The organism is Curtobacterium sp. PsM8 (genome assembly GCF_030433875.1).
Lineage (GTDB): Bacteria > Actinomycetota > Actinomycetes > Actinomycetales > Microbacteriaceae > Curtobacterium.
Window position 1 is genome coordinate 18,404 of record NZ_JARUXD010000023.1, and the last position, 14,895, is coordinate 33,298.

The following is a 14,895-nucleotide window of genomic DNA, read 5'->3' on the forward strand; positions in this document are numbered from 1 at the left end:
TCCCGCTGTGTCCGAACTCGAAGAGACCCTCGTCCTCGTCAAGCCCGACGGCGTCGCCCGCCAGCTCACCGGTGAGATCCTCCGCCGGATCGAGGCCAAGGGCTACGAGATCGTCGACCTGAAGATGCTGACCGCGCCGCGCGACCTGCTCGACAGCCACTACGAAGAGCACCAGGGCAAGCCGTTCTTCGAGCCGCTCGTCGAGTTCATGCAGTCCGGTCCGGTCGTCGCCGTCCGCGTCGCGGGCAACGGCGTCATCGCCGGGTTCCGTTCGCTCGCCGGCACCACCGACCCGACCTCGGCCGCGCCGGGCACCATCCGTGGTGACCTGGGCCGCGACTGGGGCCTCAAGGTCCAGCAGAACCTGGTGCACGGCTCCGACTCGACCGAGTCCGCCGCGCGCGAGCTCGGCCTCTGGTTCGCCTGAGCTGAGGCCAGCCGATCTGGCTGAGCCGAGCTGCTCTGGCTGAGCCGAGCCGCAACGAGGAAGGCCCCCGCACTCGAGAGTGCGGGGGCCTTCCTCGTGTCCGGTGGCTACTTGCCGCCGTTCTGCTCCACGAAGGAGGCGAACGACTGCGCGTCGGACCAGGCGTTGGTGCCGGTGCCGTTGTACTGCTTGCCGTTGACGATGACGGTCGGCGTACCGGTCAGCTTCGGCAGGTCGGAGTTGGCGAGCGGCTCGGTCAGGACGCGGTTCGTGGCGTCACCGACCCAGGCGGCGAACTTCTGGTCGGTGATGCAGGACTGCACCTTCGCGTTCGTCGCGCCGGCCTTCTTCGCGATCTTGGCCAGCTCGTCGTTCGTCAGACCGCGGGTGTTCTCCGACGGCTGGTTCGCGTAGAAGGCGCTGTTGACGTCGAGGAAGGCCTCGGGGTCGTAGTTCGCGACGCAGGCGGCCGCGGCGGCGGAGCGGGTCGAGTACTTCGAGCCGAGCGAGGAGCGGTCGAGCAGGTTGAACGGGTGCACCTCGAGGGTGGCGGTGCCGTCCTTGACCCACTGCTTGATCTGGGTCATGTTGCCCGTCTCGAACTGGTTGCAGATCGGGCACATGTAGTCCTCGTACACGGTGATGTTCGCGACCGAGTCGTCCTGCTTCGTCGCCGTCGGCTTGCCGCCCTCGGGGATCGCCTTCGTCTCGACGGGGACGATCTTGCCGCTCTTGCCGGTGAGCAGGATGCCGTCGCTCGCCATGTTCTTCGGTCCGGGCCCGACGGGCTGGATCGAGTTCGCGACCACGAGCACGACGATCGCGACGACCGCCAGGGCGCCGACGATGATGCCGCTGATCAGGAACGTCTTGTTCCGTCGGCGGCGGGCCTGCTCCTTCTGGCGGGCCTCGCGGGCACGCTCGCGCGCGGCGTTGCGGCGCGCCTTCTTGCTCTCGTTGTCGCTCATCGGGAACGAGCGTAACGGCTCCGACCGTCGGGACCGGGTCCCTGCGCTGGGAAGACCCCAGGAATCAGGTGACACGTCACCGCAGCGTGGACATGCCGCGGTGCCGAGGAGGAGCTAGAGCGTGGTGAGGACGTGCGGGAACTCCACCAGGATCACCACGGCGATGAAGAGGTAGTTCGCGAGCGGGAAGGCCCAACAGAACGGCAGGAGCGCGCGCCCGACCCGACGGCCGCCGCTACCGAAGGGCAGGTTGCCCTTCGCCAGGTTCCAGATCGTGAACAGCCAGAAGAGCGGGATGGTCATCGCCCAGACGAGCATGCACCACGGGCAGAGGTACCCGATGAACCAGACGGTCTGCGTGAAGAGCCAGGTGACGAACACCCAGGCCAGGAAGAGACCGGAGTTGAACAGCGTCCAGAACCACTTCGTGCCGCGGAAGCCAGCGAGCAACACGACCCCGACGGCGATCGGCGCGACGAACCCCATGAGCCCGAGCAGCGGGTTGGGGAAGCCGAACAGGTGTCCCTGCGCACTGGCCATCACGTTCGAGCAGTTGACGAACGGACTGACGTCGCACGTCAGCACAGCCTTCGGGTTCTCGTACTTCTCGAACTCGTCCAGCACCAGTCGGAAGGCGGCGTAGAGCCCGACGGCACCCGTCACGATCAGCAGGATCGCGACGGCGACGGGACGGCGGGGAGCAACAGACGTCGAACTCACGGCGTCATCTTCGCACGGGCCTCCCGGCGTTCTCCCTGACCGCGTGCGATGATGGGGGAGTCACCCGGCCGATCCGGGTGACGACGAGAACTTGCCGGGCCACCGCCCGGACGTGATGGTGCTGTGACAGAGCACCGTGACCGGACGACGCGTCACCTCCGACGCCGAGCCGCCGTGAGCCGGGTGCCCACGACGACCGGGCGCGGACGAGACGCCGATCGGTCACTGACAGCAGCGAGCGCGGGGGCGGAGTCGCCGCCCGCACCGATACGAGAGAGTTCCCGCCACCCTCGCGGGTGAGTGCGGGGTCGAGGAGTGCACCAGTCCATGGTGGAGCAGAACGAGAACCAGAACCAGAACACCGACGACGCGCCGAAGCGCCGGACCCGCCTCTTCGGCGGCCGTCGCGCCCGGTCCGGCGGCCTGGAGGCCCGTGACCCGTCCGACACGTCGACCGACGCCGTCGAGACGGTCGCCTCGGACGAGGTCGACGAGGCGCCCGCAGCGGCACCCGCGGTCGACGTCGCCGAGGCGCTCGACGCCTCCGACGGGGCCGACGTGACGGACACCGCGGACGTCACCGACACGGCCGAGGCCGACGTCGAGGCGGCTCCGGTCGAGGCGGCCCCGGCCGTCGAGGTCGTCGTCGACACGACCTCGGGTGCGAGCACCGCGCCGGAGGACGTCAGCACGCTGACGGGCGACATCCCCGTCGTCAGCGACGGCGCCGAGCAGGACGCCCAGTCGGCTGAGGCGGCACCGACCGACGCCGCCGAGGGCACCGACGCGGCCACGACGACGGACGGAACCGACGTGCCGGACGCGGAACGGGCCTCCCGTCCCGACGACACGACCGCACCGGCACCTGCCGAGCCGTTCGTCCCGAAGGCGACGAGCACGCTCAGCCTGATCTTCCACGCCCCGGTGCTGCCGGAGCTGCCGGCCCGTTCCGAGCGCGACCACGACCGTGACCGTGACCGGTACGACCGTTCCGACCGCCCCGAGCGTTCCGGACGCGGCTCCCGCTCCGGCCGGAACGACCGGTACGACCGTTCGGACCGGTACGAGCGCGACGAGCGTGACGACCGCGACGACCGAGACGACCGACCGGCGCGCGACGACCGCACCGACCGGGTCGAGCGTTCCGACCGTTCCGACCGCTGGGACGACGAGGACCGCGAGGAGCAGGGTGGCAGCCGTCGCCGGACCCGCCGCCGGGGGAGCAGCAGCGACCGCGAGCAGGCCGAACCGCGCCGCCGCGAGCCCGAGCTGATCACCGAGCCGCAGCGCATCAAGGGCTCCACGCGCCTCGAGGCGAAGAAGCAGCGCCGCCGTGACGGCCGTGACGCCGGACGCCGTCGCCAGGTCGTGACCGAGGACGAGTTCCTCGCACGCCGCGAGAGCGTCGACCGCCAGATGATCGTCCGGTCGAGCTCCTCGACCATCGAGATCGGCGTGCTCGAGGACAACGTCCTCGCGGAGCACTACGTCACCAAGTCGCAGAACGTGTCGCTGATCGGCAACGTCTACCTCGGCAAGGTGCAGAACGTCCTGCCGTCGATGGAGGCCGCCTTCGTCGACATCGGCCGCGGTCGCAACGCCGTCCTCTACGCCGGCGAGGTCGACTGGAACTCCGTCGACACCAGCCACGGCCGTCGCATCGAAGCCGCGCTCAAGCCGGGCGACAAGGTCCTCGTGCAGGTCACGAAGGACCCGGTCGGCCACAAGGGTGCGCGCCTGACCAGCCAGGTGTCCCTGCCGGGCCGTTACCTGGTCTACGTGCCGAACGGCTCGATGAACGGGATCTCCCGCAAGCTGCCGGACACCGAGCGTGCCCGTCTCAAGAAGATCCTCAAGGAGGTCCTCCCCGAGCACGCCGGCGTCATCGTGCGCACCGCGGCCGAGGGGGCCACCGAGGACCAGCTGACGCGCGACGTCCAGCGCCTCACCAGCCAGTGGGAGGCCATCGAGAAGAAGGTCCAGAGCGGCCAGGCGCCGGTCATGCTGCACTCGGAGCCCGACCTGCTCGTGAAGATCGTCCGTGACGTCTTCAACGAGGACTTCACCAAGCTCATCATCGACGGCGAGTCCGCCCGCGAGACGATCGACGAGTACCTGTCGGCCGTCGCGCCGGACCTCAAGGACCGGGTCGAGCTGTACCAGGGCCCGGACTCGTTCGAGGAGCACCGGATCAACGAGCAGATCGAGAAGGCGCTCGACCGCAAGGTCTGGCTGCCCTCCGGTGGGTCGCTCGTGATCGACCGCACCGAGGCCATGACGGTCGTCGACGTGAACACCGGCAAGTTCGTCGGCTCCGGGGGCAACCTCGAGGAGACGGTCACGAAGAACAACCTCGAGGCCGCCGAGGAGCTCGTCCGTCAGCTGCGTCTGCGTGACATCGGCGGCATCATCGTCGTCGACTTCATCGACATGGTGCTCGAGGAGAACCGGGACCTCGTGCTCCGTCGTCTCATGGAGTGCCTGAGCCGTGACCGGACCAAGCACCAGGTGGCCGAGGTCACCTCGCTCGGCCTCGTGCAGATGACCCGCAAGAAGATCGGTGTCGGCCTGCGCGAGTCGCTCGACGAGGTCAACGCCAAGGTCAACGACAACAACGCCGACCCGGGTCCGACCAAGGGCCGTCGCAAGCCCCGTGGCGGGAACGGCAACGGCAACGGGAACGGCACTGCCCCCGCGGCCGAGCCGAAGGCGTCGCAGGCGCACCAGATCACGGACGACGTGAAGCACGCGCTGTCCCGGATCGCCGCGTCGACGATCCCGCACGAGGAGTCCGACGTGCCGGTCACCGGCATCGCCGGTGCCGCGTCGGCGGTGTCGCCGGTCACGCCCACGTCGCCGGTCGCCCCCGCGGCCGAGGCGCCGAGCGAGTCGACCGGCGGCTCGAAGCGTCGACGTCGTCGTGGCAGCCGTGCCGGTGACGCACCGCAGGCGAGCACCGGTGCGCAGCAGGCGAGCACGGATGCGCAGCAGGCCTCGGGCGAGAGCCAGCAGGCGCAGCAGGCCCCGGATGCCCCGGAGGCGCAGCACGCGCCGCTCGAGACGCCCGCTCCGGAGGTCGTGCTCCCCGCGACGACGACGGGTGTCCACACGCGGTCCACGCGATCCGAGTCCGCACCGGCGGAGTCCTCGTCGGCGCAGCGGTCCGCTGCCGCCGCCGAGCAGCCGGCTGCCGCGCCCAAGGAGCGCCCCGCCGGTCGCCGTCGGGTCAGCTCGTCGGCCCCGGTCACGCCGGCCGACACGACGGTCGCCATCCTCGACATCCCGGTGGGGGTCGCCAAGCGCGAACCGCGTCGGGTGAGCGAGGAGGCTGCGGAGTCGCTCCTGGACTCGGTGCTGCAGGCACTGCCGGAGCCGAAGCAGCCGGGTCAGGGTCGTGCGCGGTCGCGTCGCGTCTCGTCGGGCAGCATCAGCGCCCCGGCGAACCCGACGGACACCGAGGGCGACGGCACCGTCATCCTCGGGCAGTGATGTGACGGACGAGCAGCGTCCGACCGGTCGTGGCCCGGCTGCGGGTCACGACCGGTCCGGATCCGGCTGGGGTGCCGTGCCGCCGCGCGCGGTGCCCCCGCCGGGGCCGTCCGGGTCCCGCTCGGTCCGTGTGCCCGTCGTGGTGCCCGGGGTCTCCACGCTGGCGACGACGGGTGCCGCCCTCGCGGTGGTCAGCGTCGTCCTGGTCGAGTTCCTGGCGGGACTGATCGGCCTGGTCGGCACGAGCACGATCGTCGGGCCGTTCCGGAGCCACGGCGGGACGAGCCTGGTCGAGGCGTTCGTGCAGAACGTCTTCGTCGCCCGGTTCCCGTTCTGGCTGGCGGCCTTCCTGGTGCTGGTGTTCCTGGTGCCGGTGGTGCCCCGTGCGCCGCTGCCCGTCGTGCTCCTGCGCGCCGTCCTGGCGGGCGCTGCGGGCACGGTGGCGCTGGCCCTGGTCGGCATCACCACCGGGGCGTACGACGCCGTCCAGCAGCGGAGCCAGGGCGCCGGACTCGGTCGCTTGTTCGTGGAGGCCGTCACCACGCCGCTGCAGCTCGGGCTGCCGATGACCCTGATGCTCGTCGGCTCGGCGACGGCCGCGTGGCTGTGGCTCGGGCGACACCCGCGCTGACGGCTGCACTGCCGCACCGCGATGCCCGCGCTGCCGCGCCCGCGACACGCCGGTCCGGGGGTTCCGCGGAACCCGACTTCTCCGGCAGGTCGGAGTCGACGGTCAGCGCTCCGTGCGGGACGGCTTCCGCTTGTCGCGCTGGGGCACCCGCAGTCCGCTGGCGATGAGGCGCAGCACCAGTTCCCGCCCGGTCACGGCCGAGGCGCCGGAGGCCACCAGTTCGGCGTAGCGGTCCTGCGGCACGTCGTAGTGGTCGTGGTCGAACGCACGCCGCGGGACACCCGCCCGGTCGGCGAAGGCGTGCAGCTCGTCGTAGGATGAGTCACTGACCAGGTGTGACCAGAGCGTGTCGTGCGCGGGCCAGGCCGGGGGATCGATCAGCACGGTCATCCCTCGATCGTACGCGTGTCGGCGTTTGACCCGCCTGGTCGGATCGAGTATTCTCGATCCCTGGTGTCAGCGGGCCGTTCTGCCTGCGTCGCCGATCGTCCCGGGGTCACTCAGGACGCTCGCGCAGAAGTGGGCACCCGAGACTTCCCTCAAGCAGAGTTACGTAAGGATTCCACGTGGTTTACGCAGTAGTGCGCGCCGGCGGCCGTCAGGAGAAGGTCGAGGTCGGCTCGATCATCACCATCGACCGCATCAAGGCCGACGACAATGGCAACATCGACCTCGCGCCGGTGCTCCTCGTGGACGGGGACAAGATCACCTCCGCCGCGGCCGAGCTCGCGAACGTGACGGTCACCGCCGAGGTCCTGGCCGACCTCCGCGGCCCGAAGGTCGTCATCCAGAAGTTCAAGAACAAGACCGGTTACAAGAAGCGCCAGGGCTTCCGCGCGGACCTCACGCGCGTCAAGGTCACCAAGATCGCATAGGCGGGAGACAGACATGGCACACAAGAAGGGTGCGAGTTCCACTCGCAACGGTCGCGACTCGAACGCCCAGCGCCTCGGCGTGAAGCGCTTCGGTGGCGAGGTCGTCAACGCCGGTGAGATCATCATCCGCCAGCGCGGCACGCACTTCCACCCGGGCGCCAACGTCGGCCGCGGTGGCGACGACACGCTGTTCGCCCTCTCGGCCGGTGCGGTCGAGTTCGGCACCAAGGGTGGCCGCAAGGTCATCAACATCGTCAACGCGTAGTCGCTGACGACGAGCTTCACCGGGAGGGGCAGGCCGCGTGCCTGCTCCTCCCTTGCTTTTCCCCGCAACAACAACAGGAGTGACCCATGGCGACGTTCGTCGACCGCGTGACGCTGCACCTCTCAGCAGGCAACGGCGGCAACGGCTGTGTGTCCGTCCGTCGCGAGAAGTTCAAGCCCCTTGCAGGCCCCGACGGCGGCAACGGCGGTGACGGCGGTGACATCGTCCTCGTCTCCGACCCGCAGGTCACCACGCTGCTCGGCTACCACCGCTCGCCGCACCGCTCCAGCCGCAACGGCCAGCCCGGCATGGGCGACCACCGCAGCGGGGTCAGCGGCGACACGCTCGAGCTGCCCGTCCCCGTCGGCACGGTCGTGTACGACGAGAACGGTGACGTGCTCGCGGACCTCACCGAGCCCGGCATCCGCGTCGTCGTCGGCCCCGGCGGCCAGGGCGGCCTCGGCAACGCCGCGCTCGCGACCACGAAGCGCAAGGCCCCGGGCTTCGCACTGCTCGGCACCCACGGCTGGAGCGGTGACGTCAGCCTCGAGCTGAAGACCATCGCCGACATCGCCCTGGTCGGGTACCCGAGTGCCGGCAAGTCTTCGCTGATCGCCGCGATCTCGGCCGCCAAGCCGAAGATCGCCGACTACCCGTTCACCACGCTGACCCCGAACCTCGGCGTCGTCGAGTCGGGCAGCACGCGCTTCACCGTCGCCGACGTCCCGGGTCTGATCGAGGGCGCGTCCGAGGGCAAGGGCCTCGGCCTCGAGTTCCTGCGTCACGTCGAGCGCTGCGAAGCCCTGCTGCACGTGATCGACTGCGCCACGCTCGACAACGGCCGCGACCCGATCAGCGACCTCGACGTGATCCTCCACGAGCTCGAGCAGTACCCGGTCCCCGAGGGTCAGGTCCCGCTGCTCGAGCGCCCGCAGCTCATCGCGCTCAACAAGATCGACGTGCCGGACGCCGCCGAGCTCGCCGCGTTCGTCACGGCGGAGTTCGAGTCCCGCGGCTACCGCGTGTTCCCGATCTCCACCGCGTCGCACAAGGGTCTGCGTGAGCTCACCTTCGCCCTGGCCGACGTCGTCGAGAAGGCCCGCACCGAGCGCGCCGCCGAACCCGCGGTCGAGCGCATCGTGCTCCGTCCGAAGGCCGTCGACGAGAAGCCCTTCACGGTGCGTGCCGAGGGCGGCGAGGAGCACCGCTTCTACCGCGTCCGTGGCGGCAAGCCCGAGCGCTGGGTGCAGCAGACCGACTTCACCAACGAAGAGGCGATCGGCTACCTGGCCGACCGGCTCGCCAAGCTCGGGGTCGAGGACGGTCTGTTCAAGGCCGGAGCCGTCGCCGGGTCCACCGTGGTCATCGGTGGCGAGGGCGGCATGATCTTCGACTGGGAGCCGACCTTGACCTCCACCGCGGAACTCATCACGAGCGCCCGCGGGACGGACTCCCGACTCGACCTCAACGCCCGCCCCACGCGCAACGAGCGTCGTTCGGACTACTTCGAGCGGATGGACGCCAAGGCCGCAGCCCGTGCCGAGCTCGAGCAGGAGCGCATCGCCGGCCTGTGGGCAGACGACGACACCGCGGCCGAGTCGGTCGAGCAGACGACGTCCGAGCGCGACTGAGCACATGGCCGGACCGAACACCGGGGCGAGCTCGGACACCATGCCCGGACCGAGCATCGTCGCGGAGCGTGCGGACATCCCGCGCGCCCGCCGGATCGTCGTGAAGGTCGGTTCGTCCTCGGTCAGCGGTGACAACGCGTCGCAGATCGGTCCGCTCGTCGACGCCCTGGTCGGCGCCTACCGTCGGGGCACCGAGGTCGTCCTGGTCTCCTCCGGCGCCATCGCCACCGGGTTCCCGTTCCTGGGGCTCGAGGGGCGTCCGGAGGACCTCGCCACGCAGCAGGCCGCAGCAGCGACCGGGCAGGCGGTGCTGGTCTTCCGGTACCAGAAGGAACTCGACCGGCACGGGGTGACCGCGGCGCAGGTCCTGCTCACCGCGGGGGACCTGCAGAACCCCACGCACCGGGTGAACGCCCGACGGGCGATGAACCGGCTGCTCGAACTGCGGGTGCTGCCGATCGTGAACGAGAACGACACCGTGGCCACCCACGAGATCCGGTTCGGCGACAACGACCGGCTCGCGGCGCTCGTCGCCCGACAGGTCGAGGCAGACGCCCTGGTGCTGCTCTCCGACGTCGAGGCCCTGTACACGAAGCCGCCGGAGCAGCCCGGCGCCACCCGCATCGACGAGGTCCCCTTCGGCGACGAGCTCGCCGGGGTCACCTTCGGGTCGATCGGGGCAGCCGGGGTGGGCACCGGGGGAGCCGGCACCAAGGTCGCCGCGGCCCGCCTGGCGGCCGAGGCCGGCACGTCCGTCCTCGTCACGGCCACCGCGCTCGTCGAGCGCGCGCTCGGTGGCGAGCACGTCGGCACCTGGTTCCGGGCCGCACCACGCACCTGACGGTGGCTGCAGGGCGGACGGGAGGCATGCCTCCAGTCCGACTCGTCACCGCGGACCGCTGACCTAGGATCGGGTCATGTCGCTCACCGCTCCCGCGCAGGCCCACGCGGCCACGCCCCTCGTCGACACGCTGACGGCCGCCCGGGCCGCCTCGACGGTGCTGGCGACCACGCCGACGGCCGGCAAGGACGCCGCCCTCCGGGCGATCGCGCTCGAACTGCGTGCCGGCACGGCGGAGATCGTCACCGCGAACCACGAGGACCTGGTCGCGGGGGAGGACAGCGGGCTCAGCTCGGGTCTGATCGACCGGTTGCGGCTCGACGTCGACCGGGTGGACGCACTGGCGGACGCGGTCGAGCACGTGGTGGGGCTGACCGACCCGGTGGGGGAGCACGTCCGTGGCTCGGTGCTGCCGAACGGACTGCAGCTCGCGCAGGTCCGGGTGCCCTTCGGCGTCGTCGGGGCCATCTACGAGGCGCGCCCGAACGTCACGGTCGACATCGCGGCGCTGGCGCTGAAGTCCGGCAACGCGGTGGTCCTCCGAGGCGGGTCGGCAGCGCAGCGCACCAACGCCGTGCTCGTCCGTCGGATCCAGGACGCGATCGCCTCGGTGGGGCTCCCGCGGGAGCTCGTGCAGACGATCGACCCGCTCGGACGCGCCGGGGCGACCGAACTCATGCGTGCCCGCGGACTGGTCGACGTGCTCATCCCGCGGGGCAGTGCCTCGCTCATCCAGACCGTCGTCACCGAGTCGCAGGTCCCCGTCATCGAGACCGGTGCCGGCGTCGTGCACGTCTTCCTCGACGAGTCCGCACCCCTCGAGCGGTCCGTCGACATCGTCCTCAACAGCAAGGTGCAGCGACCGAGCGTGTGCAACGCCCTCGAGACGCTGCTGGTGCACGAGCGGGCGGCCGAGCGCCTCCTGCCGGTGCTGGCCGACCGTCTCCGCGCCGCCGGGGTGACCCTGCGGGGCGACGACGCCACCCGGACGATCGTGCCCGGGGTGCTGCGGGCCACCGAGGCCGACTGGGCGACCGAGTCGATGGACCTCGACCTGTCGATCCGCGTCGTCCCCGACGTCGACGCGGCGATGGCGCACATCGCGCAGTGGTCGACGCACCACACCGAGTCGATCGTCACGAACGACGTCGACACGGCCGAGCACTTCCTGGCCGGGGTGGACTCCGCCGTGGTGATGGTGAACGCGTCGACGCGGTTCACCGACGGCGGGGAGTTCGGGTTCGGCGCCGAGGTCGGCATCTCCACGCAGAAGCTGCACGCCCGGGGCCCGATGGGGCTGCCCGAACTCACGAGCACCAAGTGGCTCGTGCGCGGGCAGGGACACATCCGCGGCTAGGATGGTCCGGAGTCTTCCTCGATCGATCGGAGCACTGCCAGATGTCACTCCTCGCTGAGGCCGCAGAACACGCGGCCGGCGTCCCCGCGATCGTCTTCCCGATCGTCGCGGCCTGCGTCTTCACCCTCCTCGGCTTCGTCACGTGGAGCTTCCGCGACGTCGCCTACCGCCACTCGCACAAGTTCCAGGCCACCCGGCAGCACGAGACCGGTGTGGACGAGTTCGGCCACTCGAAGATCTGATCCGCCACCCGATGCTCGAGAGCACGGGTCGGCCGCGCATCGGGGTGATGGGCGGGACGTTCGACCCGATCCACCACGGTCACCTCGTGGCAGCCTCCGAGGTCGCCAAGCACTTCGACCTCGACGAGGTCGTGTTCGTACCGACCGGCCAGCCGTACATGAAGTCCGGCGTGACGGATGCCGAACACCGGTACCTGATGACCGTGATCGCGACCGCGGCGAACCCGATGTTCACGGTCAGCCGCGTCGACATCGACCGGCCCGGACCGACCTACACGGTGGACACGCTGCAGGACCTCCACGAGCAGCGGCCCGACGCCCAGCTCGTGTTCATCTCCGGGGCGGACGCCGTCCAGCAGATCGTCGACTGGAAGGACCACGACGGCCTCTGGGACCTCGCGCACTTCGTCGCCGTGACCCGGCCCGGCCACCAGCTGAGCATCACCGGACTCCCAGAACGGGACGTTAGTGTGCTCGAGGTCCCCGCGCTGGCGATCTCCTCGACCGACTGCCGTGACCGGGTACGGAGCGGGTCCCCCGTCTGGTACCTCGTGCCCGACGGTGTCGTCCAGTACATCTCGAAGCACCATCTGTATCGGAGCGTTGCATGAGTCCGTCCGACGCGCAGCCGCCGCTGTCGCGGCGTCAGATGCGTGAGCGCGAGCGCGCCGCCTCTGGCGGTGCCCAGCCCGCGACGCCGCCGCCGACCGTCGCCGCCGCTTCCACCACGCCGGAGGCCCGTCGTCGCCCCGGCTCCCACGTCGCCCCCGGTGCGGCCTCGGCCGCTCAGGCGGCACCGCGATCCGCGGGTGCCGCGACCGGTGTGTCCGACGTCCCCCCGGCCTCCGCGACCGAGATCGTCCCCGGCACGGGCGGGATGTCCCGTCGGCAGCTGCGGCTGCTGCGTGAAGCACAGCAGCAGGGTGGCCGTCCGGTCCCGCTGCAGAACCCGACCCCGCAGTCGTCCGACCGCACCGTGCAGGACGTCCTCGGCACGCTGACGGACCCGTCCGCCGGGCCCGCTCCCGACGCGCAGGTGCCGCCGCTGTCGACCCCGGTCGAAGCGGCAGCCGCTGGCATCGGCGCGCAGTCGTCCCTCGTGCCGTTGACGGTCGACGGGCCGACGGACGATCGGGTTCACGAGGGCCGTGCCGACGAGGACCGGGCTGACGCCGACACCGATGCCGACTCGCGTGTCGACTCCGACTCGCGCGTCGACTCCGGCTCGCTCGTCGGATCCGACGAGGACGCCGACGCCGACGAGGACGCCGACGCCGACGAGAACGCGGTCGACGCCGAGCCCTCCGTCGCTGCGACTGCCTCGGATGCTGCGCCGGCGGACGTCGAGTCCGACGACGACGCCGCCCCGGCAGCCGAGGACGACGAATCCTCGAACTGGCAGGACCCGAACCCCGAGATCTCGCACCTCGAGCCCGCCGCCGTCGAGCAGGCCACCGAGGCCGACGGCTCCCCGGACGCCATCGAGCCCCTCGAGGAAGCCGCTGCGCACGGCGAAGAGCCCCGTCAGCACCGGACGACCTGGGCGCCGCACGACGCCGACCCCGACGCGATCATGGCGGCGACCGACGACGTCGCCGCGCCCGCCACCGACCTGCCCGCAGCGGCCCCCGGTGTGTTCCCGCTCGACCTCGATGACGACGACACGAACGAGGTGCCGATCGTGGTGCCCGCGGACGCCCCCGTCTCGCGACCGTCGTCCGCGGAGCAGCCCGGGTCGACCCCGCGCCCGACGTCCGCCGACGCCCCGCGCGAGCCGAAGCCCGTGACGACGGCCTTCCAACCGCCGGCCGGCCACTGGTCGACCTTCGCGCACGACTCCAACGACGCCGAGGTGCACGACGAGGAGACCGGCACCCGCCGCGTCGCCGAGTCGCACACGAACGCGCTGATCCTGCCGAACTCGGCGCTGGCCGACCCCACCGGTGCGTTGAACGCCACCGGCGAGGTCATCCTCACCGGGTCGATCGACCTGCCCTCCTCGCTGTCCTCGACCGGGTCACACCGGCCGATCGACGGCGCCGAGGTCGACCGCCTCCTCGAGCAGCACGACGAGCAGCCCGACACGGACGCCAGCCCGGTCCGAGCGAGCCGTGCCGTGTCGAGCCACACGTCGACGCGCCAGGTCGTGCTCGCCGCCGCCAAGCCGAAGGACTCGAAGACGCCGGTCGTGCTGGCCGTCGCCGCGAGTGCCGTCGGCGTGGTCGCTGCCGGCGTCATCGTCGTCGCCCTCGTCGCGACGAACTTCTTCGGCTCCTGAGCCAGCCCGGAACACCCACGACCAGTTCGGACCGTCTGGCCCCCACACCAGCCACGGTCTGGCCTATGATCGTGACCCATCATGAACATCCGGGCGACTGCGTCGGGATGACCACCGGAAGGAATCCGTGACCGCCTCCGCTCGCGCACTCGAACTGACGCAGATCGCCGCTCAAGCGGCGGACTTCAAGCAGGCCGAGGACCTCGTCGCCCTCGACGTCACCCGACCGCTCCAGCTCACCGACGTCTTCCTGCTCGCCACCGGCCGGAACGAGCGCAACGTGCTCGCCATCGCCGACGAGATCGAAGACCGCCTGCTCCAGGCGGGCGCCAAGCCGCTGCGTCGTGAAGGCCGGAGCGAGGGCCGCTGGGCCCTCATCGACTTCGGGGACATCGTCGTGCACGTCTTCCACGAGGAAGAGCGTCAGTACTACTCCCTCGAGCGTCTCTGGTCGGACTGCCCGGTCATCCCGCTCGAGCTGCCGGCCGACCAGGCGCAGGCTGCCGAACAGTCGGCCTGACACCGGCCACCAGCGCGACGCGCCCGGGTGGCGGTGACGATTTCGTCACCCGGTGTTCGCGTGGTGTACGCTGTACTGGTGCCTCCGGGGAACCGGAGGAACGCAGATTGGCCTTCTGGTCAGTCGTTCTGGGTCTGTGGCGCAGCTGGTAGCGCACCTGCATGGCATGCAGGGGGTCAGGGGTTCGAGTCCCCTCAGATCCACCAAAACCCCCGTGGTTCTGCGGAACTACGGGGGTTTCTTCGTGTACCAGCACCCAAAAGTGCCAATAAAGTGCCAATATATGGCCCGGTCGCGCCCGGAAACGTCCGGAGTCGGCCTCATGCGAACCGGCCGTAGGCATCCGCGCCTCGGAACGAAACATCCGGTGCTCGTGGCGCAGTGTTCGGTACGCCGTGCATAGGGGGATGCATGGACAGCCACATCACCCAAGCACCCGACGCCGTTGAGACCGACACCGTCCTCGGCGACACCCCGCCCTCCGACGCTGCGGGCCGGGGCGTGACAACGCTCCCCGCGGTCCTCGACCCGCTCCTGACGATCGAGGAGGTCTCGGAGGACCTGCGCACCCCGGTGAAGACGCTTTACGACTGGCGGTAGAAGCACGTCGGCCCGAAGGCCATGCTCATCGGCCGCGCGCTGCGCTACCGG

Annotated in this window: 16 protein-coding genes and 1 tRNA gene; 14 read left to right on the forward strand and 3 right to left on the reverse strand. The window is 70.7% G+C overall.

What is annotated here, in order from left to right:
* Positions 1–7 precede the first annotated feature (7 nt).
* The gene (gene ndk, locus QCD68_RS07450) at positions 8–427 is read left to right on the forward strand and encodes a nucleoside-diphosphate kinase (protein WP_111076204.1); all 420 of its coding nucleotides are present in this window, start codon (positions 8–10) and stop codon (positions 425–427) included.
* Between the two features lie 107 nt (positions 428–534).
* Here the strand turns inward: ndk and QCD68_RS07455 are convergent, their stop codons facing one another.
* The gene (locus tag QCD68_RS07455) at positions 535–1,395 is read right to left on the reverse strand and encodes a DsbA family protein (RefSeq protein ID WP_301222566.1); all 861 of its coding nucleotides are present in this window, start codon (positions 1,393–1,395) and stop codon (positions 535–537) included.
* A 114-nt stretch (positions 1,396–1,509) separates the two neighbouring features.
* Entirely contained in the window at positions 1,510–2,115 is a 606-nt protein-coding gene (locus tag QCD68_RS07460; protein ID WP_290157179.1) for a vitamin K epoxide reductase family protein, read from the reverse strand.
* Between the two features lie 327 nt (positions 2,116–2,442).
* Between QCD68_RS07460 and QCD68_RS07465 the strand changes: the two genes are divergently transcribed.
* Together QCD68_RS07465 and QCD68_RS07470 are read left to right on the forward strand one after the other, a co-directional pair.
* Positions 2,443–5,604: an Rne/Rng family ribonuclease gene (locus tag QCD68_RS07465; protein ID WP_301222567.1), complete on the forward strand. Its 3,162-nt coding sequence runs from the start codon at positions 2,443–2,445 to the stop codon at positions 5,602–5,604.
* 130 nt (positions 5,605–5,734) lie between these two features.
* Positions 5,735–6,235, forward strand: a complete 501-nt coding sequence (locus tag QCD68_RS07470) for a hypothetical protein (RefSeq protein WP_301222568.1) — start codon at positions 5,735–5,737, stop codon at positions 6,233–6,235.
* 102 nt (positions 6,236–6,337) lie between these two features.
* Here the strand turns inward: QCD68_RS07470 and QCD68_RS07475 are convergent, their stop codons facing one another.
* Positions 6,338–6,625, reverse strand: coding sequence for a DUF4031 domain-containing protein (locus QCD68_RS07475; protein WP_111076209.1), 288 nt, complete (start codon positions 6,623–6,625; stop codon positions 6,338–6,340).
* 176 nt (positions 6,626–6,801) lie between these two features.
* On the opposite strand from QCD68_RS07475, the gene rplU reads away from it, so the two are divergent.
* From rplU to QCD68_RS07530, 11 genes are all read left to right on the forward strand, one after another.
* Complete coding sequence (rplU, locus tag QCD68_RS07480; RefSeq protein WP_111052511.1) at positions 6,802–7,110, forward strand: 50S ribosomal protein L21; 309 nt, start codon at positions 6,802–6,804, stop codon at positions 7,108–7,110.
* Positions 7,111–7,123: 13 nt separating this feature from the next.
* Positions 7,124–7,375 carry a 50S ribosomal protein L27 gene (rpmA, locus tag QCD68_RS07485; RefSeq protein ID WP_110903977.1) on the forward strand — a complete coding sequence of 84 codons (252 nt, stop codon included), beginning with the start codon at positions 7,124–7,126 and terminating at the stop codon, positions 7,373–7,375.
* Positions 7,376–7,461: 86 nt separating this feature from the next.
* The gene (gene obgE, locus QCD68_RS07490; RefSeq protein WP_221850536.1) at positions 7,462–9,006 is read left to right on the forward strand and encodes a GTPase ObgE; all 1,545 of its coding nucleotides are present in this window, start codon (positions 7,462–7,464) and stop codon (positions 9,004–9,006) included.
* 40 nt (positions 9,007–9,046) lie between these two features.
* Positions 9,047–9,847 (forward strand): glutamate 5-kinase, encoded by an 801-nt coding sequence (gene proB / locus QCD68_RS07495; RefSeq protein ID WP_301222584.1) that lies wholly within the window; start codon positions 9,047–9,049, stop codon positions 9,845–9,847.
* Positions 9,848–9,923: 76 nt separating this feature from the next.
* On the forward strand, positions 9,924–11,204 hold the full coding sequence (locus tag QCD68_RS07500; RefSeq protein WP_301222569.1) for a glutamate-5-semialdehyde dehydrogenase: 1,281 nt from the start codon (positions 9,924–9,926) through the stop codon (positions 11,202–11,204).
* Positions 11,205–11,245: 41 nt separating this feature from the next.
* Positions 11,246–11,446 carry a hypothetical protein gene (locus QCD68_RS07505; protein ID WP_110903974.1) on the forward strand — a complete coding sequence of 67 codons (201 nt, stop codon included), beginning with the start codon at positions 11,246–11,248 and terminating at the stop codon, positions 11,444–11,446.
* An 11-nt stretch (positions 11,447–11,457) separates the two neighbouring features.
* On the forward strand, positions 11,458–12,057 hold the full coding sequence (gene nadD / locus QCD68_RS07510; protein WP_111076213.1) for a nicotinate-nucleotide adenylyltransferase: 600 nt from the start codon (positions 11,458–11,460) through the stop codon (positions 12,055–12,057).
* A complete protein-coding gene (locus QCD68_RS07515; RefSeq protein WP_301222570.1) occupies positions 12,054–13,724 on the forward strand; it encodes a hypothetical protein in 1,671 nt (556 codons plus the stop codon). Before nadD ends, QCD68_RS07515 begins: the two co-directional genes overlap by 4 nt.
* Before the next feature lie 127 nt (positions 13,725–13,851).
* Positions 13,852–14,244 carry a ribosome silencing factor gene (gene rsfS, locus QCD68_RS07520; protein WP_301222571.1) on the forward strand — a complete coding sequence of 131 codons (393 nt, stop codon included), beginning with the start codon at positions 13,852–13,854 and terminating at the stop codon, positions 14,242–14,244.
* A gap of 130 nt (positions 14,245–14,374) precedes the next feature.
* Positions 14,375–14,450 (forward strand) — tRNA-Ala (locus QCD68_RS07525).
* Between the two features lie 205 nt (positions 14,451–14,655).
* A complete protein-coding gene (locus QCD68_RS07530; protein ID WP_301222572.1) occupies positions 14,656–14,844 on the forward strand; it encodes a hypothetical protein in 189 nt (62 codons plus the stop codon).
* Positions 14,845–14,895: the final 51 nt, after the last annotated feature.